Below are 24828 nucleotides of genomic sequence, written 5' to 3'. Positions count from 1 at the left end.
TGTCAAAATATTTTAGTAAAAAACGCGCGATTTTTCTCATCGCGCGCTCATAATCTATTATTCTTTCACTTCTTTTTTCCATAATCCAACCATTAACGCAGTCACAAGTGAACCGATGAAAATGGCAAGTACATATAAAAATGGATTCCCTTTTACAATCGGGATAACGAAAATACCGCCATGTGGCGCTGGAAGTCCAATACCAAACATCATTGTCAACGCTCCCGCAACGGCTGAACCGACGATGATGGAAGGAATGACACGTCCTGGATCAGCTGCCGCAAACGGAATGGCTCCTTCTGTAATAAACGAAGCACCCATAATATAGCACGTTTTTCCTGCTTCCCGTTCCGCTTTCGTAAATTTCTTTTTGAATAATGTTGTTGCAAGTGCTAATCCTAAAGGAGGCACCATTCCACCTGCCATAATAGCTGCATGTGGTGCGTAATTTCCGGCATCAATCATCGCAATGCCAAACGTAAACGCCGCTTTATTAATCGGTCCACCCATATCAACCGCCATCATACCACCGAGGATAAGACCAAGTAAAACAAGGTTGCCTGTTCCCATATTTTCAAGCCATGTTTTCATTCCTTCATTTAACGCTTTTACTGGATCAATAACAACATACATCATAATAAATCCTGTAAGCAATATCCCAAATAACGGATAAAGAAGAACCGGTTTAATTCCCTCAAGTGATTGCGGTAAACGACTAAACCATTTTTTCAATCCGACAACGAGATAACCGGCTAAAAAGCCCGCAATTAGTCCACCTAGAAAGCCTGCACCGCCATTTGCTGCCATAAATCCGCCGACCATCCCCGGAGCAAACCCTGGACGATCCGCTATGCTCATCGCAATAAAACCAGCTAACACTGGAATCATAAGTGCAAAGGCACTACCACCACCGATATCCATCAACGCTTTTGCAATCGGATGGAATGATGGATCATTTGGATCAAATGCTTTAATACCAAAAATAAATGAGATCGCAATTAAAATACCGCCACCAACAACGAACGGAAGCATATTCGATACGCCGTTCATTAAATGTTTATAAAATCCTGTTCTTTCTTTCGGTGCATACGAACGATGCCCACCACTTGCGCGATAAATTGGAGCCTCTTGTTTTAATGCGCGATCAATGAGTTGCTCTGGTTTACGAATAGCATCAGCAACAGGTACTTGGATGACATGTTTTCCATCAAATCGATCCATCTCTACTTGCTTATCTGCTGCAACGATAATGGCGACCGCTTCTTCAATTTCTTGTTGTGTTAACTCATTTTTCACACCACTTGAACCGTTTGTTTCTACTTTTATATCTACTCCCATTTCTTTCGCTTTTGCCTTTAAGGCGTCAGCAGCCATATACGTATGCGCAATTCCTGTCGGACAAGCCGTAACAGCTAACACTTTTTTCTTTCCATATGGTTGTTTTTCTTCTGTCACTATTTCTCCCTCCTTTTCTTGAATCGCTTGAATGATCTGTTGTTTTGTCGAAGCGTTTTCAATTTTCGAGCGAAACGATGCATCCATTAACAATGTCGACAAGCGAGATAACGCTTCCAAATGTGTGTTATTCGCTCCTTCTGGTGCAGCAATCATAAAAAACAAATGGCTTCGTTTTCCGTCTAACGAATCGTAATCAATTCCTTCTTTTGAACGTCCAAAAACAACGGCTGGAGTGCGCACCGCTTTCGTTTTTGCATGAGGGATAGCAATTCCTTCGCCAATCCCTGTCGTGCTTTGCGCTTCACGGGCGAAAATAGCTTCAATAAACGTTTGACGATTGTTTAATTTTCCTGTCTTCTCAAGAACGTCTACTAATTCTTCAATCACTTCTTTTTTTGTTCGCGCGTTCAAATCAAGGACAATCGTATCCTCTGTCAACAAATCTGTTATTCTCATACACGCTCCTCCATTCGTATAATTTTTACTTCATCTAATAAGCGATGAACCTCTTCTTCTGTGCATAAATCTTCAGAAAATGCTGTGGCACTCCCCGCGGCAACACTATAACGAAACGCTTCTTCAAGCGATGCTTCGTTCACATATGCAGCTAAAAACCCCGCTACCATCGAATCACCAGCACCAACCGAATTTTTTACTATTCCTTTTGGAGCTTGAGCGACTAATATCACATCTTTATGGAACAAAATGGCCCCATCCCCAGCAAGTGAAACAATAACGTGCTGGACACCATTGTTAATCAGTTTTTTCCCGTATTCCAACATTTGATGACGACTATGAATACTGACTCCGAACAATTCTCCAAGCTCCATTTGGTTTGGTTTAAGTAAAAACGGCTCGTATGCAACGGCTTGTTTCAATGCATTGCCACTCGTATCAACGACAACAGCAACCCGTCGTTTTTTTGCTTCTTCCATCATCGTGACGTAAAATGTATCATCTACCGAGGGCGGAAGGCTTCCTGCTAAAACGAGTATATCTCCTTTTTTTAATTGCTTAATTTTAGCAATTAACGCTTCTTTATGCTCATCGCTAATGATCGGTCCTTCCCCATTTATTTCCGTTTCTTTTTCCCCTTTTAATTTAATGTTTAGTCGCGTTTGTCCAGGCACAGTAATAAAATCTGTTAAAATATGCTCCCTTTTCAATTCATCAGCAATAAACTGACCTGTAAATCCACCAATAAACCCGAGAGCAATATTATGAACGTGTAACCGTTTCAATACACGCGACACATTAATTCCTTTTCCGCCCGGAAAATATGCCGTTTTTGTTGCTCGATTTAATTTTCCAAGTTCGATCTGTTGTGCTTTCACAACATAATCGACGGAAGGATTTAACGTACATGTATAAATCATGATTTCACAACCTCTACTGTCGTTTTTGCTTCATACATTGCTAGCAACTCTTCATCTGTTTCATCCGTAATCATCGTTGCCTCTTGTAATGGTGCAATTTTGGCAAACGTACTTTCATTTAATTTTGAGTGATCGGCTAATACAAAAGCTTGTTGTGATAAATGAAGAGCGGTTTGTTTTATAAGCGCTTCTTCCGGATCTGGAGTTGTATAACCAAAATCAATATGAACGCCGTTTACACCGATAAAACATTTGTCAAAACTATACTGTTGCAACGAGTGAATAGCTCCTCGACCAATTAACGCATTCGTTTTTTTCTTAATGAGTCCGCCAACAAGGTACGTTGGAATGTCTTTTTCTAACAGTGCCTCAATATGCATAATACCGTTCGTTACGACGACGATATTTTTCGCTTCAATATAAGGAATCATCTGTAATGTTGTCGTTCCTGCATCTAAATAAATGCAATCACCATCTTGAATAAGACTTGCTGCGTATTTTCCAATGAGCTGTTTTTCATGAATGTTTTTCGTCGATTTTTCAAAAACGCTCAACTCTTCTCTTTTTTGTTGCAACAACGCAGCTCCACCATGAACACGCTTTAATTTTTTTTCTTTTTCTAGTTGGCTTAAATCACGTCGAATCGTCGATTCTGAACATTGTGTCGCTTCAACAAATTCATGTAACTTTACCACTTCTTTTTCTTGTAGCAACTGCAAAATAATGCGATGTCTTTCTGGTGTTAACAATTTTACACCTCCTTTTTAAACCGCTTACATCTTTATCATACCGAAGTATCATCAAAAAATCAATCAAATTCATTCAATTTTAATCAAAAATTATCATTATTTTTCACATATCATTCAAAAACAATCATATTTCAGAAAAATAAAAAACTGCCTCATGTAGAGACAGTTTTATTGGTGATTTTCTCAGGATAATATTCTTCAATCATTTGGATAAATGGCTCGACATATTGAGGATCAAATTGCGTACCAGAACAATGGCGCAATTCAACAATCGCTTCGGAGAATGTTTTTGTTCGTTGATACGGGCGGTCTGTCGTCATCGCATCGAATGAGTCAATAATGCACAAAATACGGGCTAACTTTGGTATTTCCTCCCCTTTTAGCCCATAAGGATAACCTCGTCCATCGTAACGCTCGTGATGAAGTTCAACAAGTGGAATCACTTCTTCAAAACGACCATCGGAGAGAACAATTTCTTTCCCCCATATGACGTGTTTTTTCATCATTTCCCATTCATCAGAGGTGAGTTTGCCTTTTTTATTAATAATGTCTCGCGAAACTTCGATTTTACCAATATCATGAACGAGTGCCCCTAAAATAAGAGTCCGTTTTTCTTCTTCTGTAAGCGGCAATCGATCACTAAATTCCATTGCATATGTAAATACACGTTTACTATGACGATATGTATACACGTCTTTATAAAGCAACAGTTTTAGCTGCTCTTCAATTGCATCTAAGTCTTCTTTAAATTTCAATGCATCACGAGATATTCTTTTCTCATCATACAATTGCACATTGTTTTTTCCTTGTGCTTTCGAATAATAAAGCGCTTGGTCAGCTTTATGTAGCAGTTCACTTTCTTCATACATGTCAGATTCATACTCAGCAATTCCGCATGAGAACGAAATACAACGATATGGAAGTCGTTCAACCCCGTCAAATGGCGTGTCATTTAATTTTTTCCGCAATTGATCCATAAAAGCTGCTGCTTCGTGTTTCTCCGTTTTCGGCAAAATGATCGCAAACTCTTCTCCACCATATCGTGCTACTGTAAAACCACGATCTTTCGTTTCATTTTTTAAATACTCCCCAACAAATTTCAACAATCGATCACCTTGCACATGACCGTGATAATCGTTATATTTTTTAAAATCATCTAAATCTAAAAAAGCAACCGAAAGCTGACCACCCGTTTTTTTCGTCTCCTGAAATAGTTCCTTTAAGTAATCTTTAAAATATCCGTGGTTATATAAGCCGGTGAGGTAATCTTTATTTGCTTGATTAGCCATTTCTTGATACCACTCGAGCACTTTTCCAAACGTAATGGATAACAAAACAACTAAAACTGTAAATAAAAACAACCCGAAAAAACCTTCGTTATCAATTAAAATAATAAGCACTAAAGAAAGAAGTAGTGTGACGAAATATGCAAAAAATACTTCTTTTAAAAGACCCCTATTAAGAATACCTTTAAACTCCGGATGGGCGGAAACAATAAAAAATACAAGAGTAATAAGCAAGTTCAATAAAAAATAGATGATTAAGCTAACAATATATGGGGATAGATTATAAAAATTCCCTGTACCCTCTAATCCGCCAAATAGCTCAAAAACCTTATAAGTACAAAAAATCGTAATAGCATACATACAGAAATTAAAAATATGAGCTTGATTTGATACGGATTTATTGTATAAAAAATTCACAAAATACGTTAAAAACAGTACTGCGAGCCCATGGTTCAAACTGAAATAAAAGATAGTAGCAAGATATATAGATGATTCCATAGAAAAAGCATTTCCACTTGGAGACAATCTTATATCAAAATAACATAACAAAAACGCTGCGGTAGATAGGGTATAGATCCAAACCCAATCATTTAACGAATATTCATTTGGAGACACATTCATTATAAAAAATACAGATCCCAATATAAAAATAAAAACCAAGTACATTTTAGACATAAAAGAAAATCTGTTTATTAACTTAGTCGACATTACAAATCACTCACTACTTTAAAAATTTAATTGATTCACCACATGGATAAGAATAAGAAAAAAATCAGGGAGATTTTCTCCCCCTAAAAACGCTCCTTTAAAAACCCACTTTAATCCCTGAAGTCAACGCAACAATAACAGAACCGATAACGACGAGATTAATAAGTACGTTTTTCACGCGTGCGTTCATGTTTTTCACCTCCCTTCATGTGTTGGTTGAAGAGAATTTGTTTGTTTTTCCTTCATCATTAAATACTGAATAAACAAAAACACACCAATATTCATGACTACATCGCCTATGCTAATCACTTTTGCACGCGGATAAGGCGGTGCTAAAGGGATAATGTCCCCTAAGAACGGGAATATGGTGTCATTTGTAATAGCCGTATGCTTCCCGTAAAGTCCTGTTTTTAGAAGCTCGACGTATTCTTGTCCTAAAACAGCTTGTGTCGCTTCAAGTGAAACAGGCATTCTACCGCCATTCAAAGCAATGACAATGAAATTCAAAAGCACACCAGCAAAAATCGTTTTCATCCCCGGATAATGACGATTAAGCCAAATGAACGTTAATCCAACGATGTAGACAACGATAAATGTGATGTTACTTATATTCGCTAAAATAGCGATACGATCCTGCAACAAGAAAAAAATCCATTGCACAAGCAATAAGATTGGAAAAATCCAACCTCCTTTTAACTTCAAAGTTGCGATGCCTTTGAAATTACCTCCGCGAAATAAGCCAATGAGAATTCCTAAAATAATTCCATCGTGTACCATATAGCCCTCACATTTCTTTAAAACCAAAATTTTTTGTCTTTTTATTGATTATATTATCACATTTTTTTTTATGTGAAAACGGTTATATTAATGAAATATTTCAGTTTTTCTATTGATTATTTAGAACATAGTTTTATTTTAAAAAACCAGCTACCGAGTGGGTAGCTGGTTTTGTTTTCATTTAAACATTTGTGCAGCGCGAACTGCTTTTTTCCATCCATCATATAAATGTTGACGAACATCAGTAGACATTTTCGGTTCGAAGGCACGATCAATATTCCACTGCTTCGCAATTTCATCTTTACTTTGCCAATATCCAACCGCAAGTCCTGCTAAATATGCCGCACCAAGCGCTGTTGTTTCATTCACAACCGGTCTTTCAACTGGTACACCGAGAATATCGCTTTGAAATTGCATTAAAAAGTTGTTTTTCACTGCTCCGCCGTCTACACGCAACGTTTTTAACGTAATACCCGCATCCGCTTCCATTGCAGTTAACACATCTTTCGTTTGATATGCAAGCGACTCAAGTGTCGCACGAATGAAATGTTCTTTTGTCGTTCCACGCGTTAAGCCAAATACCGCTCCTCGTACGTCGCTATCCCAATACGGTGTCCCAAGCCCTACAAATGCTGGCACGACATATACGCCATCTGTTGATTGCACTTTTATTGCATACGCCTCGCTATCTTTTGCTTCCTTAATCATTCGTAATCCGTCACGTAGCCATTGAATCGCAGATCCAGCAACGAAAATGCTCCCTTCTAGTGCATACTCGACTTTCCCATCAATCCCCCACGCAATCGTCGTTAACAAACCATGCTTTGACTGAACGGCTTTTTCACCCGTATTCATTAACATAAAACAACCTGTGCCGTATGTGTTTTTCGCCATTCCTTCTTCAAAGCATGCTTGCCCGAATAATGCCGCCTGCTGATCCCCTGCGATTCCAGCGATCGGTACCTCTTGTCCGAAGAAATGGTACGGTGCCGTATGTGCGTAAATTTCTGAAGATGGTCGAACATCTGGCAACATCGCTTTCGGCACTTGTAAAATGTCTAGTAACTCATCATCCCATTTTTGCTCATAAATGTTGAACATTAACGTTCTTGACGCATTAGAGTAGTCAGTTACATGTACTTTCCCGCCAGACAGTTTCCAAGTAAGCCATGTGTCAATTGTTCCAAACAATAAGTCCCCACGTTCTGCTTTTTCGCGTGCACCATCAACATGGTCTAAAATCCATTTCACTTTCGTTCCTGAAAAGTAAGCGTCAATGAGCAAACCTGTTTTTTTATGAAATACATCATTATATCCAGCCTGTTTCAATTGTTCACAAATTTGTGCTGTTTGGCGTGATTGCCATACAATCGCGTTATAAATCGGCTGCCCTGTTTGTTTATCCCATACGACTGTCGTTTCCCGTTGGTTCGTAATACCGATAGCCGCAACTTGTTTCGGCTCAATAGCCGCTTCCGACAATACGGTTGCAATGACAGCTAAAATAGAACCCCAAATTTCATTCGGATTATGCTCGACCCATCCTGGTTGAGGAAAATATTGTGTAAACTCTTTTTGTGCAATATGCACAATTTCCCCTTTTTGATTAAATAAAATGGCACGTGAACTCGTTGTCCCTTGATCAAGAGCTAAAATGTATTTATCCATATTCCTTCTCCTCCTATATTTTTACATTATATCTATATCGTTATTTTTCTTGCTGCTTGCAAGTTGTTAGTTTTTCTCTGTTCTGATACAAACGCAATGCTTAAAATAAATACCGTTATCACAAAAACATACCAAAATGATTGTGTCATTTGTCCTTTAAATACAGCTTTATAAAAAAGCCCTCCTAATGAACCTCCTAACAAAGGACCAATAACAGGAATCCAAGCGTACCCCCAGTTCGAACTTCCTTTACCTGGTATAGGTAATAAAAAGTGTGCAATTCTCGGACCTAAATCCCTTGCAGGGTTGATCGCATATCCAGTCGTTCCACCTAGAGAAAGGCCTATACTGACTATAAAAAACCCTACAATAAGTGGATTTAAGCCTTCTGTAAACTTATTGGCTCCAATTGCTAAAATTCCAACAATTAAAATAAAAGTTCCTAGTATCTCGCTAAGTAAATTAGCGAAACGATTTGGAATGGCTGGTCCAGTAGAGAAAACACCTAGTTTCACACCTGCATCCTCTGTTTCTTTCCAATGTGGTAAATAATACAAAAACACAAATGTTGCGCCAATCATTGCACCAATCATTTGAGCTAGAACGTATTCCAGAACTTGATTCCAAGGAAAATCTCCGTTAAAAGCTAAAGCCAATGTAACTGCAGGATTTAGATGAGCTCCACTATATTGCCCCACGACATATACTGCAATAGCAACTCCGAGTCCCCAACCCATTGCAATCACAATCCAACCACCATTTTGAGCAAACGACTTTTTCAGACTAACTGCTGCACAAACCCCCCCTCCAAAAATAATTAATAATGCAGTCCCTACAACTTCGGCTATAAATGGTGTCATAGCCTTTCTTCCCCCTTTGCCATTTTATTTTGACAGAAAACAAAAAGACCCACACATATCCCGCGAACATGGAACATGCGTGAGTCTCCTTTTCTCCGTCACAAAGTTAATTAACTTACTTACAAGTCTAATGAATGTTGAAAGCGGTGTCAATAGTTTTCCTTCATCATTTTGGTTCAAAATACCGCCAAAGTTCGACATTTGATGTCGTTACCGCAACAGCCCCTGCGGCAAGCGCTGCTTCGACCTCTGTTTCATTTTCTATTAATCCGCCAGCAATAATGTCCTTCCCTGTTCGTTCATGAAGTTGAGAGATGACTTTCGGAACAACACCTGGCAACACTTCAATGTAATCCGGGTTTGTTTTTTCTACAAGTTGAACGCTTCGTTCAAACGCATTCGAATCAATAATAAATGTGCGTTGAATGGCGACAACGCCTTTTTGTTTTGCTTTCGTGATTACACTGCTTTTTGTCGAAATCAATCCATATGGTTTGACGAGCTGACATAAAAATTCCGTCGCATATTCGTCGCTTTTTAGCCCTTGAATTAAGTCAACGTGAAGAAACATTTTTTTACCATGCTCATTTGCGTATGTATACACACTTTTCAGCATACCGATATGAATATCTAAAAACACCCCATATTCGTAATTCATTTTGATAAGTTTATCAAAATCTTTCATCGAACGTACAGCAGGCAAAATACGTTGTCCGTTCATCCTTCCATCACCTTTACATAAAATGTGCGCGTTCTCGGTCCGTCAAACTCGCAAAAATAAATGCCTTGCCATGTCCCAAGAAGCAGCTGACCTTTCGTGACAATAACATGCGCTGATGATCCAACCGTGCTTGCTTTCATATGTGCCGCAGTATTTCCTTCACTATGCCGATCAAGCGTATGATGCCATGGATACAACTCATCGAAACGACGAATCATGTCTCGTTTCACATCCGGATCGGCATTTTCATTTATCGTAATTCCTGCGGTTGTATGCGGACAATAAACAACGGCAATTCCTTCTTGTACTCCACTTTCTGTAACAAATGATTGAACAAACGAAGTAACATCTACAAACTCATCTCGCTTCGTTGTTTGAATCGTCCATCGTTTCATCATCATATCTTCCCACCTTTATCCTCATATATTTATGATCATACATATTTTCACAGTTGTTTTCCATAAAAAAATTCATGAATCACGAAATACCACCTATCATAGTGAAAGCCCAGGATAATCTGGGCTTTAATCATATACATGGTGAGACGGAATGATATAATCTACCGAAATCACAGGCAAATCATGCTGTTCAACCGAGGCAACAATTAACCCTTGTTTGCTTACAATACCAAATTGTTCTTTCTGCTGTTCAAATGCTGCTTCGCTAAATGCTAAAACCGTTTGATATAGCTTTTCTTGATCGACTTTTTGCTTTCGTACATGATTGCTTAACTTAATGATGACTTCTTTTCCACCAATTTGACCACGATACATACCGCTCACTCCCTTTTTATACTCCTTACTGTTAATGTTATGCACTGATTACAAAAATCCTCCTCTAAAAAAATTTTTTGAAAAAATCGCCTTTTTGTCTTGACTCTTCCTTGTCATTCGTGTATAGTCTAATTATCATCTAACTGAATATATGTCCTGCACCGATTGGTTGCTGTGGATATATTCCGTTATATGAAAAATTTTTTCATTAGCCTATTGGCTAAAAGGTATTAGGAGGATTCAGTATTATGCAAAACGGTAAAGTAAAATGGTTTAACAATGAAAAAGGTTACGGATTCATCGAAGTTGAAGGCGGAGACGATGTATTCGTACACTTCACAGCAATCCAAGGTGAAGGCTACAAAACGTTAGAAGAAGGTCAAGCTGTTTCTTTTGAAATCGTTCAAGGAAACCGTGGCCCTCAAGCTGCAAACGTAGTGAAACTATAATCGTCTGAGATGATTCATATATAGCTCGACGAAAAGACCAGCAAACGCTGGTCTTTTTTCATTACATACTCGCCTCCTTTCACACAAATACTACAAACGAGGAGGGATAGTAATGACACAAAATCCAAAAAAACCGCATCTTCAGTCCAATAGCGTATTTACAGAAATCGAAAATGCGCGTTTGGCGGTTGAGTCAGCCAAAAAAATGGTGGCAGCAGCAACGATGAGCTTAGATGACCATGCGTTTGATCATGCAAAACAGGCAATTAAAAATGCCAAAGAAGCGATCGCGCGCGCCAAAACAGGCGCAGAAGATCCGTTGTTGTTACAATGCGAAAAGGAACTAGCAGACGCACATCATCAATTATCAGAGACGATCAGTCACATGTAACAACAGAGTGTCCCGTATACTCGGGACACTCTGTTGTTATGTTTTTTGTTTCACAAGCAACTGACCGTATTGTTGTATTTTTTCGCCTACTGTACATGTTTGAATGCAAAACGATTGCGCATACAATTTTCCGCACTCTTTACGAAATGTTCTTTTCACAAAACATTCTTGGCAATACGTATCAAACAACTCATTTAACCGAAGTAATACATCTTTTCGATTCATCGCTCACGCTCCAAACGCATCGTACTCGTAATGATCGTTCCATGAAGCGCTTGTGTCGCTAATTGATCCGCTTCACCATTTTGCTTTCTACCAATTGGTTCATAAATTGGTGAAATACAAAGCTTCTTCATTTTTTGCTCAATTCGCTCAACCCATCTCCCTTCGTCTGAAAATACAGGCCATTCATCAGATAATTGATGAAATACGACATGTGCATCTCCGCGAAAAACAACGGGTAAATGATGAACACCAAGATGTTCAAGCTGTTCGAGTAAAAAATAGAATGCTGCATACTCCGCTTCATTATTTGACTGCAATTCATCTAGCTGCGCATTTGCGCGTATGCGAAACGGATCGCCGTTTTGTTTATAATAAATAACAACGCCAACTCCCGCTTTTTTTGTTTCATGGTCAAAACCACCATCAAAATAGGCAACAATATCATGTGGCTCTGTTTCAATTTCTTTCATTAGCTTGGCTAACTCTTTCTTTGTCCATGCCACACCACGTGTATCATAAAATAAAAGTTGTTTTACTCTTCCTGTTTTCTCTATATCTTCTGCAAAAGATAAAGCCTCCTCCACTTCCATTTCTTTTGATGTCCACACCATTTCCTTTTTTTTCGGTGTTACATATGTCCACTCCATAAACACCTTCACATCGCTCACCTTTTCTTTTTGATTTTATTATAACAGTTTAGACAAAAAATGATCTCAATTGTATAATATCCTTTGTGTCTTTATACTTTCATACATGAGGAGGGATCACCATGTTCAACGAAATACTCGGTCTTTTTTCTGCCATCATTACATTTTCACTTGTATTGCTCATTTATCGTTTCTTTGGTCGCTCAGGTTTATTCGTCTGGATCGGCTTTTCTACTGTTGTCGCTAATTTACAAGTCGTTAAAACGGTTGAATTGCTTGGTATGACAGCTACACTTGGAAACGTCATGTACGGGACCGCCTTTTTAGTGACTGACATTTTAAGTGAAAAATACGGAAAAAAAGAAGCACAAAAAGCGGTATGGCTCGGCTTTTTTACACTCATTTCACTCACGATCGTGATGCAACTTGCTTTACTATTTAAACCGCATGCTACCGACTTCGCACAACCAGCGTTAGAAACGATTTTCGGTTTGTTGCCACGTATCGCACTTGGTAGTTTGCTTGCTTTTTTAATTAGCCAGTCACTTGATGTTTACTTGTTTCATTGGTTTAAAAAGAAATTCCCGCATGATTCTCAACTTTGGATTCGCAATAACGGAAGTACGATGATTAGCCAATTGATCGATACGCTCGTTTTCACATCAATCGCGTTTCTCGGTGTATTCCCATTTCATGATTGGCTACAAATTTTTATTACGACATATGTATTAAAATGGATTGTCGCAACGTTAGATACACCGTTCGTATATATCGCCAAAAAAATATCCCCAAAATATATGGAATGATGGTAAAATGTTGTATGAGACTTCGGTCTTATACAACATTTTTTTGTAAAGGAGCGGAATATGAAGTATAAAGCAGATATAAGTTTATTGTTTGTCGCTTTCGTTTGGGGCGCTACGTTTGTCGTCGTTCAAAACGCCATTGCTTTTTTGCCCCCATTGTTATTTAATGGCGTACGTTTTGCGATCGCAAGTATATTGCTATGGATTTGGGTATTTATCTTTGAACGAAAACCGCTAGATAAGCAACTTATACGCGCTGGATTTATTCTTGGCATTTGGTTATGTCTTGGATATGCTTTTCAAACGATCGGCTTATTGTACACTACTTCATCAAAAGCAGGATTCATTACCGGACTAAATGTCGTTCTTGTCCCCTTTTTTTCATTTATGATTTTAAAGCAAAAACCTTCGCTGAATGCTGTCATTGGAAGTGTATTAGCTGCATGTGGACTATATTTCTTGACTGTAAGCGGAGATATGTCAATGAACAAAGGTGATCTCTTCGTCTTTTTATGCGCGATTGCTTTTGCATTACATATCGTTTCAACAAGCATTTATGCGACAAAATTTTCAGCCGTCCTACTAACAACCGTTCAAGTTCAGACCGTATCTATTATTTGTTTTATATGTTCATATTTGTTCGAAGATTGGTCCGTTGTTCCGCTCTCCATTTTTTTTAAATTTGATGTATGGGTCGCTTTACTCATCACCGCACTATTCGCAACAACAATTGCTTTCTTTATTCAAACGCATTTTCAACAATATACCTCTCCAACACGTGTTGCTTTAATTTTTGCTCTAGAACCTGTTTTTGCTGCTTTGACTGCATATATATGGAATGATGAGCGTCTTCAACAGGCCGCTTTATTCGGGGCTGCACTCATTTTATTAGGAATGATTTTTTCCGAACTCCCTCAACATATATGGCAAAGGAAAAAGAGCGCTCGCCTCTCATAGCGAGCGCTTTCTACTTATGACATAAGATAACCCGCCTGTAACAATACCAAGAAACGCTCCCCCAATAACTTCAATAGGTTGATGACCAAGCCGTTCACGCAATAACTCCTCTTTTCGATCAAGCTTACCATCATCAGGAGCTCCTTTTATCTTTTCAATTTCTTCAGTTAATTCATTTACACGAATAGCTAGCTCTCCTGCTTGATGACGCACTCCTTGAGCATCATACATAACAATTAAGCCAAAAATGGCTGCAAGGGCAAAATCTATGCTCTGCACTCCCCTTTTTAAAGCAACGTATGTGGCAAGTGAAGCAACTCCTGCGGAATGGGAACTTGGCATACCACCTGTCTCAAAAAAGAGTGACCAATCCCATTTTTTCGTTTTTCTTTTCGCCAATGGAATTTTTAAAAATTGGGCTAACGCAATTGTACATAATGCTGTTTGAATGGCTCGATTCATATCCTTGCCTCCTTATATATATTTTTCGAAAAGACGGATACAATATGCACAGGAGGTGGACGTAATGAGCAAAAATAATGGAAGAAATCGCGGCCAAAACGCTCCAAGCGTCAATCCACAAGGATATGATGCTACATTTACACCCGAGCCAAAAAGTGCATTAGAAAATGCGGCGAAAAAAACGAACAAAAAATAAAGAAGAGAGCGGTCTGCTCTCTTCTTATCGTTTTAATTTTTCGCGTAGTACCATCGGTAAAATACCGCCATGGCGATAGTAGTCAATTTCTACTTCGCTATCAAAGCGTACAAGCACTTCAAATTCCTTTTTGTTTCCTTGTTCGTCTGTCGCTGTTACTTTTACATAATCGCGCGGTTTTACATGTTCATCGATGTGCACTTCAAATACTTCTTTACCCGTTAATCCAAGCGTTTCCGCATTTTCCCCTTCTTTAAATTGAAGTGGTAACACGCCCATAAGCACAAGGTTTGAACGATGAATACGCTCAAAGCTTTCAGCGATGACTGTTTTAATGCCAAGTAAATATGTTCCTTTTGCTGCCCAGTCGCGTGAACTTCCCATACCGTAATCTTTTCCTGCAATGACAACAAGACCTGTACCATCTTGTTTATACTTCATGCAAGCATCGTAAATCGACATGACTTCGCCTGTTGGCCAATATGTCGTATAGCCACCTTCTGTACCTGGTGCAATTTGGTTACGAATACGAATGTTAGCAAACGTACCTCGCATCATTACTTCATGGTTACCACGACGAGAACCATACGAGTTAAAATCTTTCGGATCAACACCTTTAGAAATCAAGTATTGTCCTGCTGGTGTATTTACACCGATCGATCCAGCTGGAGAAATATGGTCTGTTGTGACAGAATCTCCAAATTTACCAACCACTCGTAATCCAGTAAGTGGTTTTACTTCTTCCACTTCTGGCGATAATCCTTCAAAGAATGGTGGGTTTTGGATATACGTTGAATGTTCGTCCCATTGATAAAGTGGCTCGTCCGTCGTTTCAATCGCATTCCAACGAGCGTTATCGTCGAATACTCGCTCGTATTCTTTGCGGAACAATTCCGGTGTCACAGCTTGTTTTACGACTTCTTTCACTTCTTCTGTAGACGGCCAAATATCCTTAAAGTACACGTCATTTCCGTTTTGGTCTTTACCGATCGGCTCATTTAATAAATCGATATCAACCGTTCCAGCAAGTGCATATGCCACAACGAGCGGCGGTGATGCTAAATAGTTACCTTTGACGAGCGGATGAATGCGTCCTTCAAAGTTTCGGTTACCCGATAATACACTCGTCACAAGCAAATCATTTTCTGCAATTGCTTTTTCAAGCTCTGGAGCAAGTGGACCAGAGTTACCGATACATGTCGTACAACCGTAACCAACGATATTAAATCCAATTTGTTCTAAATAAGGAAGGAGTCCTGAATCTTTTAAGTATCCTGTGACGACTTTTGAACCAGGCGCAAGCGATGTTTTTACGTATTTTGGAACTTTTAATCCTTTTTCCACTGCTTTTTTCGCAACTAAACCTGCTCCAATTAACACATATGGGTTCGATGTGTTCGTACAGCTTGTAATCGCAGCGATCGCAATCGCACCTGTTTTCATTTTTACTTCTTCGCCGTTTAACGTTACTGTCATTTCTTTATCAAAATCCGCTTCTGTCAAGCCAAAGCCTTGGTTTCCTTGTGGAGAAACTACCGCTTGACGGAACGATTCTTTCATTTTTGAAAGCGGAATTAAATCTTGTGGACGTTTTGGCCCAGAAAGATTCGGTTCAATTTCTGATAAGTTAATTTCAACAACATCTGTAAATACAGGCTCCTGCGCATCTGGTGTATAGAACAAACCGTTAGCTTTGCAATATGCTTCAACAACTTGAACATGCTGCTCATCACGGCCTGTTAAACGCAAGTAATCAAGCGCTTCTGCATCAACTGGGAAGAAGCCGCACGTTGCACCATACTCAGGCGCCATGTTTGCTACTGTGGCACGGTCAGCTAAAGGTAATGTTGCCACACCTGGACCGAAAAATTCAACAAACTTGCCGACGACCCCTTTTTTCCGAAGTACTTGTGTCACTTTTAACGCAAGATCTGTTGCTGTTGTACCGTTTGGTAACTTTCCTGTTAAACGCACACCGATGACTTCTGGTACTGGGAAGTAAGAAGGTTGTCCAAGCATACCCGCTTCCGCTTCAATACCACCAACACCCCAACCGAGTACGCCAATGCCGTTAATCATCGTCGTGTGAGAGTCTGTACCTACAAGCGTGTCCGGGAACGCTTCATATTCACCGTTCTCTCCTTCAACGACATGTACCACATTCGCTAAATACTCTAAGTTCACTTGATGCACAATACCTGTTGCTGGTGGGACAGCACGATAATTGCTGAACGCTTTTTGTGCCCATTTCAAAAACTTGTAGCGTTCTGCATTACGCTCAAACTCTAAATTCATATTGTACTCGAGCGCATCTTCTGTTCCAGCTTTATCAACTTGAACAGAGTGATCAATGACAAGATCGACAGGAATTTCGGGGTTGATTTCATACGGATCTCCACCAATGTCCGCCATCGCTTTGCGCATCGAAGCTAAATCAACGACAGCAGGAACACCTGTAAAGTCTTGCAAAATAACGCGAGATGGTTTAAATGGAACATCTACATCTTTTAGTTCGCTCGTTCCCCATTTCGCTAAATTTTCAACGTGCTCTTTTGTAATGACACGTCCATCAACTTGACGAAGTACTGATTCAAGAAGTACTTTAATCGAATACGGAAGACGTGATACGTTTCCAATTCCCGCTTCTTCAAGCGCTTGTAAGCGATAATAATGATATGTTTTCCCGTTTACTTCAAATGTAGAACGCGCTTGAAATACATCATTTTTCACCATTATGTATTACCCCCTTCTAACAAGTCATCTTCTCCCAAACCCACAAAATTCCTACGCTTTTATCTTAATACAATGCTCTACATAAGTAAATAATAATTGTTTATAAGTTTCAGATAAATGCATATTTTTTTGCTCTCTTTCCAACAATAGTTGTAGGAGGTGAAAAAAGATGGTAAAAAGAAAAGCAAATCATGTCATTCCGGGCATGAATGATGCAAGCGCTCAAGGAAAAGGCGCAGGTTACAATGAAGAACTCTCTAATGAACCACTTACTGAAGCTCAAAAACAAAATAATAAAAAACGTAAGAAAAATCAATAATCCCGCTTGAAGCGGGATTATTCATACATATTTACTTCCTCTACAATCGCTTGCAAATCATCGCGAAATTGTTCAAGCTGTTTTCGCTGTTTTTCAGAAGCTACTTCAAGCGCATTATTAATTTGCTCAAACGCTTCGTTTACTTCTTGTTTTAAATGATGCAATTGACTTCCATAATCTGCATCACTTTTCACAAGATGATCGTACCATTCTTTCGCCTCCATTGTTCCTTGTTGGGCAGCTTCAAACGCTTGTTGCTTATTTTTATGATAAGGCATCTCATTCACTTCCTCTCTTTTTAATATTTATCGTGCCTATTCATGAGCGAAATATGCATAAATCTCATCTACCATGCCATCATATGAAGGAAAGGAGTGTATGGTATGAACAAAAATACAAGCAAAGATATGCGAAAAAATGCTCCAAAAGGAGATAACCCAGGACAACCAGAACCGCTTAGCGGATCGAAAAAAGTAAAAAATCAAAATCATACCCGTCAAAAGCATAACTCCAGTCACGATATGTGAAAGAGCTGACACAACGTCAGCTCTTTTTCTTGATTCCGCTCTTATTTTTTTACATAATAAACGTTGAGGTGGAATGTATGCTAACAGGTTGGTTTTTATGGTTTATTTTATTTTGGGTCGTTTTTCTCCTTGTTACGATGTCGATCGGTGGCTTTTTTATGTTTCGGAAATTTTTAAAACGGCTGCCGAAAGAAGATGGGAAATCCGAATTAGATTGGCAGCAATATTACATTGAACAAACACGCCATCTATGGTCTGAAAAAGAAAAAGCGTTGCTCGAAGATTTAGTTCGTCCTGTTCCTGAACTGTTTCGAGATGTAGCTCGTCAAAAAATCGCTGGTAAAATCGGAGAGTTGGCGTTACAAGAAAAAGCGAATCGGATTACAGAAGATTTAGTTGTTCGTGGCTATATTCTCGCCACACCAAAACGCGACCATAAATTTTTAATTAAAGCTCTTCGGGAAAAACAAATTGATTTTGCAAAATACGAACATCTGCTAACGAAAAAAAGCTAATCACCCTTCGTTGATTAGCTTTTTTTCGTTATCTCGCGTTGAAGACGACGATATGATGCATACATCGCTACTCGCCAAGGAACAATCATCGAAAAAGCGAGGATCCAAAACATTCCGGCAAGCTCTCCGTACTCAATGGTACGGCTTAAATATGTTTTTAGAGCTAAGCGTAATACAATTAAACCAACAAAAATAAAAACGAACGCTTTTGAGCGTTGTAAATAAATTTCATTGCCTCGAACTTCAAACGAAGATGTTTTAATTAACAAAATAGAAAAAAGTGCCCCGATGAAAATGGCCTCTCCACATTCAAGCGCCGTTACCCGAAACATCGGATGCACAAACATCAATGCACCTGTGCTCATAAAAATAGGCGGTAATATAATTTTTTTTGCGTTTGTCGGTTTTTCTGCCGCTTTCATTCGAATAAAAAACGCAAATCCAGCCATCAATACAGCGAATACCGAACTAAAAATGGCCAAAGTGAATCTCCCTCTCTTTTTTACTGCAACACACGTTGAATCGCTTCAATCACACGGCTTTCATCAAATGGTTTTACGATAAAATCAAGCGCCCCTGCTTCGATTGCTTCAACGACCATCTTTTGTTGTCCCATAGCTGAGCACATAATAATTTTTGCATGCGGATCGCGTTGCTTAATTTCCCTTACTGCTTCAAGTCCGCTCATCACCGGCATCGTAATATCAAGCGTCACAACGTCCGGCTTCAATTCCATGTAAAAATCAACAGCTTCTTTTCCATTTTCCGCTTCCCCAACAACTTCATGATTTGCTTTTTTTAAAATATTGGCTAACGTCATGCGCATAAACTTCGCATCATCCACAATTAAAATTCTCGCCATTTCCTTCCCCTCCACACCTTTAAAAACTAAAAACCTGTAAAACCACCAAATATATTTGTCATATAAATTGTAATTTTCGTCATCCAATCAAAAAATAATACGACACCCATTCCTACCATGACATATCCGCCGATTTTCATTAGCTTAACATGATGTTTTCGAATCCACCCCATTTTTCCGATAAAAAAAGACAAAAGCAAAAATGGCAAAGCAAAGCCAAGTGAATAGGCTGTCATATAAACAACACCTAAACTCGGGTTCGTTGCTGCTAAAGCGATAACGGATACTAAAATTGGACCTGTACACGGCGTCCAACCAGCAGCAAATGCCATGCCAATAAGAAAAGAACCGATGTAACCAGATGGACGATGTTGAAAAGATAAACGACGATCAGTCATTAAAAACTTCGGTTTAAAAATTCCGATAATCACAAACCCAAAAAACACCATCAATATTGCACCAATTTGACGAATGAGATCTTGGTATGTATGGAAAAATTGTCCGAGCATCGACGTACCAAAACCGATAGCAATAAAAATAAATGAAAATCCGAGCAAAAAAAATAACGTATGTAACAAACTTCTTCTTTGCAACAACGCATAATCAGATTTTAAATCACTAACCGACATTCCTGTGATATATGATAAAAAAGCTGGATAAAGCGGCAAACAGCACGGGGAAATAAACGAAAGTACGCCCGCCCCAAACGCGACAAACAGTTGAATGTCCATGTGATTGGCACTCCATTTCTTCTTCATTTGCCTATATTTTATCAAAAAAATACAAATATGAGCAACAGCTTCTTTCTGTGCTAAAAAAGACACTCGTTGATGAGTGCCTTGCCTTTTATTTTAATTGGTTGTTCATTGCTTTCATCATTTGATTGATTTTCTTTTGCGATGGAGTCATGCCCATTTGCATCATCATCATTCGAATCATTTGTTCATTAATCGGTGGATTTTTCTTTAAGTAGTTCATCATTGTTTTACGCGCAATAAAAAATCCGAGCGCAACGCCGGCAGCAAGCGCTACAATGCCTACTAAAATCATTTCCCACATATTTTTTCCTCCTTCATGTTGTCTACATTACACTATACTAAACAATGACGGTTTGTACAATATGTTCAGTAAAAAATCTTTATTCGATAATAAAACGGGGAGATGCGCTCCCCGTTTTATTATTTATTTAGTAATGCTTTGACACGTGCAACGACATTTTCCACTGTAAATCCATATTCTTGCATAATTTTTTCTCCAGGTGCAGAAGCCCCGAAGCGATCAATCGCTAAAATATCTCCTTCATCTCCTGTATATCGTTCCCAACCAAGAGATGCGCCCATTTCAATTGCAAGGCGTTTTTTCACATGTTTCGGAATCACACTTTCTTTGTAATCAGCTGTTTGCGCTTCAAAACGATCCCATGAAGGCATGCTTACAACTGAAACATGGATCCCTTCATTTGCTAACGCTTTCTGTGCTTCTACAGCTAAGCTAACTTCTGAACCGGATGCTAACAATAATGCTTGTACTTCTCCTTTGGCTTCAGAAACAACATATGCTCCTTTTTTCACCCCTTCATAAGCGCGCTCAGCTGTCGTCGCTAGCGTAGGAAGGTTTTGACGTGTCAACACAAGAGCAGTCGGACGATCTGTAGATTCCACAGCCAAACGCCATGCAGCAGCTGTCTCATTTGCATCTGCCGGACGAATAACACATACATTTGGCATTGCTCGTAAGGAGGCAAGTTGTTCAATTGGCTCATGCGTTGGACCATCTTCACCGACAGCGATGCTATCATGCGTAAATACATATGTGACAGGCAATCCCATCAGCGCAGCAAGTCGAATGGCTGGACGTAAATAGTCTGAAAAGACAAAGAACGTACCGCCGTACACTTTCACACCACCGTGAAGCGCCATGCCATTTAGCGCAGCCCCCATCGCAAATTCACGGACACCAAACCAAATGTTGCGACCTTCATAGCTACCTGGCAAGAAGTCTCCTGCCCCTTTAATTAACGTTTTGTTTGAACCGGCTAAGTCCGCAGATCCACCTAAAAATTGCGGTACAACTTTTGCGATGGCATTCAATACTTCCCCAGAAGAAGCGCGTGTTGCTAAACTTTTTCCTTCTGCATATACCGGCAATGCTTTTTCCCAGCCTTCAGGAAGTTTACCATCAATCGCCATGCGTAATTGTTTTGCTAAGTCTGGATACGCCTTCTCATATTCAGCAAATAAAGCGTTCCATTCCGCTTCTTTTTTCTCTCCTGCTTCTTTTACTACTTTTTCAAAATGAGCATACACTTCATCTGGAACATAAAAGTCTTCTTCAAACGTCCAATTATACGCTTCTTTCGTTAACTTAATTTCATCTTTCCCAAGTGGAGCACCGTGCACATCGGCTGTTCCTGCTTTGTTTGGTGAGCCATAACCGATCGTTGTTTTCACTTCAATTAATGTTGGGCGTTCCAAATCTTTTTGAGCTTCAGCAATCGCTTGAGCAATTTCTTCAATGTTATTGCCGTCTTCTACACGAATGTATTGCCATCCGTACGCTTTGAACCGTTGTTCTACACTTTCTGAGAAAGAAAGATTCAATTCGCCATCAAGTGAAATATCATTCGAATCATAAAGAACAATGAGGCGACCAAGCTTTAAGTGACCGGCTAACGAAGCAGCTTCCGCAGAAACTCCTTCCATCAAGTCACCGTCACCACAAATTGCATATGTAAAGTGGTTAACCATTTCGAACTGGTCTTTGTTGTATGTAGCTGCTAAATGACGTTCTGCCATCGCCATTCCGACAGCCATCGCAATTCCTTGTCCAAGCGGTCCTGTTGTTGCTTCTACACCTGGTGTATGACCGTATTCCGGATGGCCTGGTGTTTTACTTCCCCATTGGCGAAACTGTTTGATGTCTTCCATTGTGACGTCATAACCGCTTAAATGAAGCAAGCTATACAGTAGCATCGAGCCGTGTCCTGCTGATAATACAAAACGATCACGATTGAACCATTTTGGATTGCGCGGATTATGGTTCATAAACTTCGTCCACAATGTATACGCCATTGGCGCAGCCCCCATCGGCATTCCTGGGTGACCTGAATTTGCTTTTTCAATTGCATCAATCGACAACGTACGAATCGCTGCAATCGATAATTGTTCAATAGAGTGTGTCATCATCTTCATCCTTTCATTTGCAAACATTCTCACCTTTTATGATATAGAAAAGTTCGTAAAATGTACAATGCTTCACAACATTTTTTTTGACAAACTGACGAAAAAAAGAGAACATCTATCAGTATGTTCTCCATCATGCGCATGTTAATGCATTCGTTTTTTCTTACTATCTTTTAATTTTTTTGGAGTGACATCATTTCCGTTTGGATCAATGACTTTTACGTGATGCAATGTTTCGATCATCGACGCACGAAACGCAGCAATATACTCTGTGCGAAGTTGAAGCTGTTCTTGTTTTTCTTCAGCCGTAAGACCTTCCATTTTTGCTTTTTTAGCTAAAGCATTAATTCTTGCTATTTTCTCAGAAGATAACATTTAGCCTCATCCTTTTGTATTTACTTCTCGTCCGTATCATCATACAAAAATTTTTCATTGTTGACAAGTTGCTCATATTCTTTGTATCGTCGATGCACGGTCGCTTTTGATACATCATAACCAAACGAACGAAGCGTTGCAGCAATCTCAGCGAACGTTAAGCGATTTTGACGCAATCGAATAATGTCTTCAATTGGTACATCTTTTCGATCACGTCCAGCGTGTTCACCTACGTTGCGCAAATTGTTTTCTGGTCGATAGCCGTTTTGAACAGCTCGCTGCATCCCACGTTTAATTTTTAAATTATGTATTTTCCTTTGATACTCTTCTACAATGCTAATGATTTCTAACACCATCGAATCCGCTTCTGATAGCTGAAGCTCCCCTCGATGGCTCACCGTATACACCCGAATACCTTCTTTTTGTAAACAACGAAGGAGAGCAATTTTTGCATTCCCACGTCCAAGTCTTGTCTCATCTTGTACGAGAACGACATCAATGCGATGTTGCTTGATCGTATCAAGCAACTCCATAATCCCTTCCCGTTCGATGTCGTAGCCACTTGCTTGCTCTTGAATAATTTTGACAACATTCATTTCGTATTCCGCCGCAAGCTGTTCTAACTCTTCTTTTTGTCTTTGTAACGATGTTTCTTGCGTTTCTTTCGTTGTACTTACACGACAATAAATAATGGCGTTCATTCGTCATCCCTTTCTTTACGGTCTATTCGCAACAAGCCGATTTTCGCTATTTGATTTTAACACAGGAATGACAATTTTCTCACCAATGATTAATCGTTCGTCTGAACGGTTGTTTACTGACATTACCCATTGAATGAATTGTTCATGGGACAATTGATGTTCATGTTTGTATTTGTCCGCAAGCTTCCATAACGTATCACCAGCTGACACAGTAATCTCAACATATTTTTGTTTATCAACCGATTGTGTGACGTGCAAAAACGCCCAAACAAACAATACACTAAATAAAAACATCACGACATAATGTATTTTCCCCATACCTTCTACCCCCTAAAAACAGAACGTTTGTTTGTTTTTATAATAACGAGAACTTTTGTTCGTGTCAACTATATTTTCGAACTTATGTTTGTATTCAAAACAAAAATTATGTTATAATATGGGCAAAGATGAAAAGGAAGAGGTGTATAAGAATGGCGAAATTATCAAAACGACAACAACAAATATTAGATTTCATTAAACAAGAAGTACGCACGAAAGGGTATCCACCATCAGTGAGGGAAATTGGAGAAGCAGTCGGTTTAGCATCAAGTTCAACCGTTCACGGTCATCTAGCCCGTTTAGAAAGCAAAGGCTTCATTCGACGCGATCCAACAAAACCACGCGCCATTGAAATTTTGGACGAGTACGAATCCATCCCAAAGACAAACGTCGTCAACGTTCCAATCGTCGGAAAAGTAACAGCTGGACAACCGATTACCGCAATCGAAAACATTGAAGAATATTTCCCTCTTCCAGAACGATTCGTCTCACCAGATGACCAAGTATTTATGTTACAAATTGTCGGAGAAAGTATGATTGAGGCTGGTATTTTAGACGGAGACTACGTGATCGTCCGTCAACAACAAACGGCTAATAACGGAGATATCGTTGTAGCGATGACAGAAGAAAACGAAGCAACCGTCAAACGCTTCTTTAAAGAGAAGGACCATATTCGCTTGCAACCTGAAAATTCATCCATGGAACCGATCATTGTTTCGAATGCAATGATTTTAGGAAAAGTGATTGGCGTATACCGCTCAATTCATTAAAAAAGCTAACGGAAAAA

32 protein-coding genes are annotated in these 24828 nt (G+C 39.3%); 9 read left to right on the top strand and 23 right to left on the bottom strand.

What is annotated here, in order from left to right; genetic code table 11:
* Positions 1-57: 57 nt before the first annotated feature.
* From HNR63_RS05100 to HNR63_RS05055, 10 genes are all read right to left on the bottom strand, one after another.
* Positions 58-1914, bottom strand: a complete 1857-nt coding sequence (locus HNR63_RS05100) for a PTS fructose transporter subunit IIABC (RefSeq protein ID WP_181520001.1) — start codon at positions 1912-1914, stop codon at positions 58-60.
* Positions 1911-2834, bottom strand: coding sequence for a 1-phosphofructokinase (gene pfkB, locus HNR63_RS05095; RefSeq protein WP_181520000.1), 924 nt, complete (start codon positions 2832-2834; stop codon positions 1911-1913). The genes HNR63_RS05100 and pfkB overlap by 4 nt, the downstream gene beginning before the upstream one ends.
* Positions 2831-3583 carry a DeoR/GlpR family DNA-binding transcription regulator gene (locus HNR63_RS05090; RefSeq protein ID WP_181519999.1) on the bottom strand — a complete coding sequence of 251 codons (753 nt, stop codon included), beginning with the start codon at positions 3581-3583 and terminating at the stop codon, positions 2831-2833. Before HNR63_RS05090 ends, pfkB begins: the two co-directional genes overlap by 4 nt.
* A 152-nt stretch (positions 3584-3735) precedes the next feature.
* Positions 3736-5577: a bifunctional diguanylate cyclase/phosphohydrolase gene (locus HNR63_RS05085; protein ID WP_425485163.1), complete on the bottom strand. Its 1842-nt coding sequence runs from the start codon at positions 5575-5577 to the stop codon at positions 3736-3738.
* Positions 5578-5772: 195 nt separating this feature from the next.
* Positions 5773-6354, bottom strand: coding sequence for a DUF5317 domain-containing protein (locus HNR63_RS05080; RefSeq protein ID WP_181519997.1), 582 nt, complete (start codon positions 6352-6354; stop codon positions 5773-5775).
* A gap of 177 nt (positions 6355-6531) precedes the next feature.
* On the bottom strand, positions 6532-8022 hold the full coding sequence (gene glpK / locus HNR63_RS05075; protein ID WP_181519996.1) for a glycerol kinase GlpK: 1491 nt from the start codon (positions 8020-8022) through the stop codon (positions 6532-6534).
* Positions 8023-8054: 32 nt separating this feature from the next.
* A complete protein-coding gene (locus HNR63_RS05070; protein WP_085789198.1) occupies positions 8055-8882 on the bottom strand; it encodes an MIP/aquaporin family protein in 828 nt (275 codons plus the stop codon).
* Between the two features lie 166 nt (positions 8883-9048).
* The gene (locus HNR63_RS05065; protein WP_085789197.1) at positions 9049-9603 is read right to left on the bottom strand and encodes a glycerol-3-phosphate responsive antiterminator; all 555 of its coding nucleotides are present in this window, start codon (positions 9601-9603) and stop codon (positions 9049-9051) included.
* Positions 9600-10004, bottom strand: coding sequence for a secondary thiamine-phosphate synthase enzyme YjbQ (locus HNR63_RS05060; RefSeq protein WP_425485162.1), 405 nt, complete (start codon positions 10002-10004; stop codon positions 9600-9602). The genes HNR63_RS05065 and HNR63_RS05060 overlap by 4 nt, the downstream gene beginning before the upstream one ends.
* 123 nt (positions 10005-10127) lie before the next feature.
* Positions 10128-10376 carry a hypothetical protein gene (locus tag HNR63_RS05055; RefSeq protein ID WP_021094639.1) on the bottom strand — a complete coding sequence of 83 codons (249 nt, stop codon included), beginning with the start codon at positions 10374-10376 and terminating at the stop codon, positions 10128-10130.
* 248 nt (positions 10377-10624) lie between these two features.
* On the opposite strand from HNR63_RS05055, the gene cspD reads away from it, so the two are divergent.
* Positions 10625-10825, top strand: coding sequence for a cold-shock protein CspD (cspD, locus tag HNR63_RS05050; protein WP_003398931.1), 201 nt, complete (start codon positions 10625-10627; stop codon positions 10823-10825).
* 112 nt (positions 10826-10937) lie between these two features.
* Complete coding sequence (locus HNR63_RS05045) at positions 10938-11216, top strand: DUF2564 family protein (protein ID WP_181519995.1); 279 nt, start codon at positions 10938-10940, stop codon at positions 11214-11216.
* A 36-nt stretch (positions 11217-11252) separates the two neighbouring features.
* On the opposite strand, the gene HNR63_RS05040 is transcribed toward HNR63_RS05045, so the two are convergent.
* Both HNR63_RS05040 and HNR63_RS05035 read right to left on the bottom strand, forming a co-directional pair.
* Positions 11253-11441, bottom strand: coding sequence for a zinc-finger domain-containing protein (locus HNR63_RS05040; protein WP_085789195.1), 189 nt, complete (start codon positions 11439-11441; stop codon positions 11253-11255).
* A complete protein-coding gene (locus tag HNR63_RS05035; protein WP_181519994.1) occupies positions 11438-12088 on the bottom strand; it encodes a ribonuclease H family protein in 651 nt (216 codons plus the stop codon). The genes HNR63_RS05040 and HNR63_RS05035 overlap by 4 nt, the downstream gene beginning before the upstream one ends.
* A 122-nt stretch (positions 12089-12210) precedes the next feature.
* On the opposite strand from HNR63_RS05035, the gene HNR63_RS05030 reads away from it, so the two are divergent.
* The gene (locus HNR63_RS05030) at positions 12211-12894 is read left to right on the top strand and encodes a queuosine precursor transporter (protein ID WP_085789194.1); all 684 of its coding nucleotides are present in this window, start codon (positions 12211-12213) and stop codon (positions 12892-12894) included.
* Positions 12895-12954: 60 nt separating this feature from the next.
* On the top strand, positions 12955-13851 hold the full coding sequence (locus HNR63_RS05025) for a DMT family transporter (protein ID WP_181519993.1): 897 nt from the start codon (positions 12955-12957) through the stop codon (positions 13849-13851).
* Here HNR63_RS05025 and HNR63_RS05020 read toward each other — a convergent pair.
* Entirely contained in the window at positions 13846-14313 is a 468-nt protein-coding gene (locus tag HNR63_RS05020; protein WP_085789192.1) for a divergent PAP2 family protein, read from the bottom strand. The two genes, HNR63_RS05025 and HNR63_RS05020, sit on opposite strands and share 6 nt — an antisense overlap.
* A gap of 64 nt (positions 14314-14377) precedes the next feature.
* Here HNR63_RS05020 and HNR63_RS05015 point away from each other — a divergent pair, with 64 nt between their 5' ends.
* Positions 14378-14509 carry a Small acid-soluble spore protein gene (locus HNR63_RS05015; protein ID WP_021094632.1) on the top strand — a complete coding sequence of 44 codons (132 nt, stop codon included), beginning with the start codon at positions 14378-14380 and terminating at the stop codon, positions 14507-14509.
* Positions 14510-14533: 24 nt separating this feature from the next.
* On the opposite strand, the gene acnA is transcribed toward HNR63_RS05015, so the two are convergent.
* Positions 14534-17242 (bottom strand): aconitate hydratase AcnA, encoded by a 2709-nt coding sequence (gene acnA / locus HNR63_RS05010; protein ID WP_181519992.1) that lies wholly within the window; start codon positions 17240-17242, stop codon positions 14534-14536.
* A 169-nt stretch (positions 17243-17411) separates the two neighbouring features.
* On the opposite strand from acnA, the gene sspO reads away from it, so the two are divergent.
* Positions 17412-17561 carry a small acid-soluble spore protein O gene (gene sspO, locus HNR63_RS05005; protein ID WP_004890592.1) on the top strand — a complete coding sequence of 50 codons (150 nt, stop codon included), beginning with the start codon at positions 17412-17414 and terminating at the stop codon, positions 17559-17561.
* Between the two features lie 17 nt (positions 17562-17578).
* On the opposite strand, the gene HNR63_RS05000 is transcribed toward sspO, so the two are convergent.
* Positions 17579-17839, bottom strand: coding sequence for a hypothetical protein (locus HNR63_RS05000; protein ID WP_009361159.1), 261 nt, complete (start codon positions 17837-17839; stop codon positions 17579-17581).
* Between the two features lie 105 nt (positions 17840-17944).
* On the opposite strand from HNR63_RS05000, the gene HNR63_RS04995 reads away from it, so the two are divergent.
* Positions 17945-18088, top strand: coding sequence for a small acid-soluble spore protein P (locus HNR63_RS04995; RefSeq protein ID WP_006318326.1), 144 nt, complete (start codon positions 17945-17947; stop codon positions 18086-18088).
* Positions 18089-18165: 77 nt separating this feature from the next.
* On the top strand, positions 18166-18603 hold the full coding sequence (locus tag HNR63_RS04990; RefSeq protein WP_021094629.1) for a DUF2621 domain-containing protein: 438 nt from the start codon (positions 18166-18168) through the stop codon (positions 18601-18603).
* A 14-nt stretch (positions 18604-18617) separates the two neighbouring features.
* On the opposite strand, the gene HNR63_RS04985 is transcribed toward HNR63_RS04990, so the two are convergent.
* From HNR63_RS04985 to yneA, 8 genes are all read right to left on the bottom strand, one after another.
* Complete coding sequence (locus HNR63_RS04985; protein WP_181519991.1) at positions 18618-19085, bottom strand: CcdC family protein; 468 nt, start codon at positions 19083-19085, stop codon at positions 18618-18620.
* Between the two features lie 20 nt (positions 19086-19105).
* On the bottom strand, positions 19106-19465 hold the full coding sequence (locus tag HNR63_RS04980) for a response regulator (protein WP_085789189.1): 360 nt from the start codon (positions 19463-19465) through the stop codon (positions 19106-19108).
* A gap of 26 nt (positions 19466-19491) precedes the next feature.
* Positions 19492-20196: a cytochrome c biogenesis CcdA family protein gene (locus HNR63_RS04975; RefSeq protein ID WP_181519990.1), complete on the bottom strand. Its 705-nt coding sequence runs from the start codon at positions 20194-20196 to the stop codon at positions 19492-19494.
* A 115-nt stretch (positions 20197-20311) separates the two neighbouring features.
* Positions 20312-20524 carry a YneF family protein gene (locus HNR63_RS04970; protein ID WP_003398951.1) on the bottom strand — a complete coding sequence of 71 codons (213 nt, stop codon included), beginning with the start codon at positions 20522-20524 and terminating at the stop codon, positions 20312-20314.
* Between the two features lie 119 nt (positions 20525-20643).
* A complete protein-coding gene (gene tkt, locus HNR63_RS04965) occupies positions 20644-22647 on the bottom strand; it encodes a transketolase (RefSeq protein ID WP_181520211.1) in 2004 nt (667 codons plus the stop codon).
* Between the two features lie 144 nt (positions 22648-22791).
* Positions 22792-23022, bottom strand: a complete 231-nt coding sequence (locus tag HNR63_RS04960; RefSeq protein WP_021094624.1) for a DUF896 domain-containing protein — start codon at positions 23020-23022, stop codon at positions 22792-22794.
* 20 nt (positions 23023-23042) lie between these two features.
* A complete protein-coding gene (locus tag HNR63_RS04955; protein ID WP_085789187.1) occupies positions 23043-23723 on the bottom strand; it encodes a YneB family resolvase-like protein in 681 nt (226 codons plus the stop codon).
* 15 nt (positions 23724-23738) lie between these two features.
* Positions 23739-24041 (bottom strand): cell division suppressor protein YneA, encoded by a 303-nt coding sequence (yneA, locus tag HNR63_RS04950; protein WP_021094622.1) that lies wholly within the window; start codon positions 24039-24041, stop codon positions 23739-23741.
* 152 nt (positions 24042-24193) lie between these two features.
* Between yneA and lexA the strand changes: the two genes are divergently transcribed.
* Positions 24194-24811: a transcriptional repressor LexA gene (gene lexA / locus HNR63_RS04945; protein WP_021094621.1), complete on the top strand. Its 618-nt coding sequence runs from the start codon at positions 24194-24196 to the stop codon at positions 24809-24811.
* The last annotated feature ends 17 nt before the right edge of the window (positions 24812-24828 follow it).

This window comes from Anoxybacillus ayderensis (genome assembly GCF_013761015.1).
GTDB classification, from domain to species: domain Bacteria; phylum Bacillota; class Bacilli; order Bacillales; family Anoxybacillaceae; genus Anoxybacillus; species Anoxybacillus ayderensis.
The sequence above is the reverse complement of the archived record's forward strand: the minus strand, read 5'-3'. Positions and strand labels throughout refer to the sequence as shown.

Excerpts from the sequence above, each read along its gene's own strand:
- HNR63_RS05100 (WP_181520001.1), bottom strand. The coding sequence starts at position 1,914 with ATGAGAATAACAGATTTGTTGACAGAGGATACGATTGTCCTTGATTTG.
- pfkB (WP_181520000.1), bottom strand. The coding sequence starts at position 2,834 with ATGATTTATACATGTACGTTAAATCCTTCCGTCGATTATGTTGTGAAA.
- HNR63_RS05085 (WP_425485163.1), bottom strand. The coding sequence starts at position 5,577 with ATGTCGACTAAGTTAATAAACAGATTTTCTTTTATGTCTAAAATGTAC.
- HNR63_RS05080 (WP_181519997.1), bottom strand. The coding sequence starts at position 6,354 with ATGGTACACGATGGAATTATTTTAGGAATTCTCATTGGCTTATTTCGC.
- glpK (WP_181519996.1), bottom strand. The coding sequence starts at position 8,022 with ATGGATAAATACATTTTAGCTCTTGATCAAGGGACAACGAGTTCACGT.
- HNR63_RS05070 (WP_085789198.1), bottom strand. The coding sequence starts at position 8,882 with ATGACACCATTTATAGCCGAAGTTGTAGGGACTGCATTATTAATTATT.
- HNR63_RS05065 (WP_085789197.1), bottom strand. The coding sequence starts at position 9,603 with ATGAACGGACAACGTATTTTGCCTGCTGTACGTTCGATGAAAGATTTT.
- HNR63_RS05060 (WP_425485162.1), bottom strand. The coding sequence starts at position 10,004 with ATGATGATGAAACGATGGACGATTCAAACAACGAAGCGAGATGAGTTT.
- HNR63_RS05055 (WP_021094639.1), bottom strand. The coding sequence starts at position 10,376 with ATGTATCGTGGTCAAATTGGTGGAAAAGAAGTCATCATTAAGTTAAGC.
- cspD (WP_003398931.1), top strand. The coding sequence starts at position 10,625 with ATGCAAAACGGTAAAGTAAAATGGTTTAACAATGAAAAAGGTTACGGA.
- HNR63_RS05045 (WP_181519995.1), top strand. The coding sequence starts at position 10,938 with ATGACACAAAATCCAAAAAAACCGCATCTTCAGTCCAATAGCGTATTT.
- HNR63_RS05040 (WP_085789195.1), bottom strand. The coding sequence starts at position 11,441 with ATGAATCGAAAAGATGTATTACTTCGGTTAAATGAGTTGTTTGATACG.
- HNR63_RS05035 (WP_181519994.1), bottom strand. The coding sequence starts at position 12,088 with ATGGAGTGGACATATGTAACACCGAAAAAAAAGGAAATGGTGTGGACA.
- HNR63_RS05030 (WP_085789194.1), top strand. The coding sequence starts at position 12,211 with ATGTTCAACGAAATACTCGGTCTTTTTTCTGCCATCATTACATTTTCA.
- HNR63_RS05025 (WP_181519993.1), top strand. The coding sequence starts at position 12,955 with ATGAAGTATAAAGCAGATATAAGTTTATTGTTTGTCGCTTTCGTTTGG.
- HNR63_RS05020 (WP_085789192.1), bottom strand. The coding sequence starts at position 14,313 with ATGAATCGAGCCATTCAAACAGCATTATGTACAATTGCGTTAGCCCAA.
- HNR63_RS05015 (WP_021094632.1), top strand. The coding sequence starts at position 14,378 with ATGAGCAAAAATAATGGAAGAAATCGCGGCCAAAACGCTCCAAGCGTC.
- acnA (WP_181519992.1), bottom strand. The coding sequence starts at position 17,242 with ATGGTGAAAAATGATGTATTTCAAGCGCGTTCTACATTTGAAGTAAAC.
- sspO (WP_004890592.1), top strand. The coding sequence starts at position 17,412 with ATGGTAAAAAGAAAAGCAAATCATGTCATTCCGGGCATGAATGATGCA.
- HNR63_RS05000 (WP_009361159.1), bottom strand. The coding sequence starts at position 17,839 with ATGCCTTATCATAAAAATAAGCAACAAGCGTTTGAAGCTGCCCAACAA.
- HNR63_RS04995 (WP_006318326.1), top strand. The coding sequence starts at position 17,945 with ATGAACAAAAATACAAGCAAAGATATGCGAAAAAATGCTCCAAAAGGA.
- HNR63_RS04990 (WP_021094629.1), top strand. The coding sequence starts at position 18,166 with ATGCTAACAGGTTGGTTTTTATGGTTTATTTTATTTTGGGTCGTTTTT.
- HNR63_RS04980 (WP_085789189.1), bottom strand. The coding sequence starts at position 19,465 with ATGGCGAGAATTTTAATTGTGGATGATGCGAAGTTTATGCGCATGACG.
- HNR63_RS04975 (WP_181519990.1), bottom strand. The coding sequence starts at position 20,196 with ATGGACATTCAACTGTTTGTCGCGTTTGGGGCGGGCGTACTTTCGTTT.
- HNR63_RS04970 (WP_003398951.1), bottom strand. The coding sequence starts at position 20,524 with ATGTGGGAAATGATTTTAGTAGGCATTGTAGCGCTTGCTGCCGGCGTT.
- tkt (WP_181520211.1), bottom strand. The coding sequence starts at position 22,647 with ATGACACACTCTATTGAACAATTATCGATTGCAGCGATTCGTACGTTG.
- HNR63_RS04960 (WP_021094624.1), bottom strand. The coding sequence starts at position 23,022 with ATGTTATCTTCTGAGAAAATAGCAAGAATTAATGCTTTAGCTAAAAAA.
- HNR63_RS04955 (WP_085789187.1), bottom strand. The coding sequence starts at position 23,723 with ATGAACGCCATTATTTATTGTCGTGTAAGTACAACGAAAGAAACGCAA.
- yneA (WP_021094622.1), bottom strand. The coding sequence starts at position 24,041 with ATGGGGAAAATACATTATGTCGTGATGTTTTTATTTAGTGTATTGTTT.
- lexA (WP_021094621.1), top strand. The coding sequence starts at position 24,194 with ATGGCGAAATTATCAAAACGACAACAACAAATATTAGATTTCATTAAA.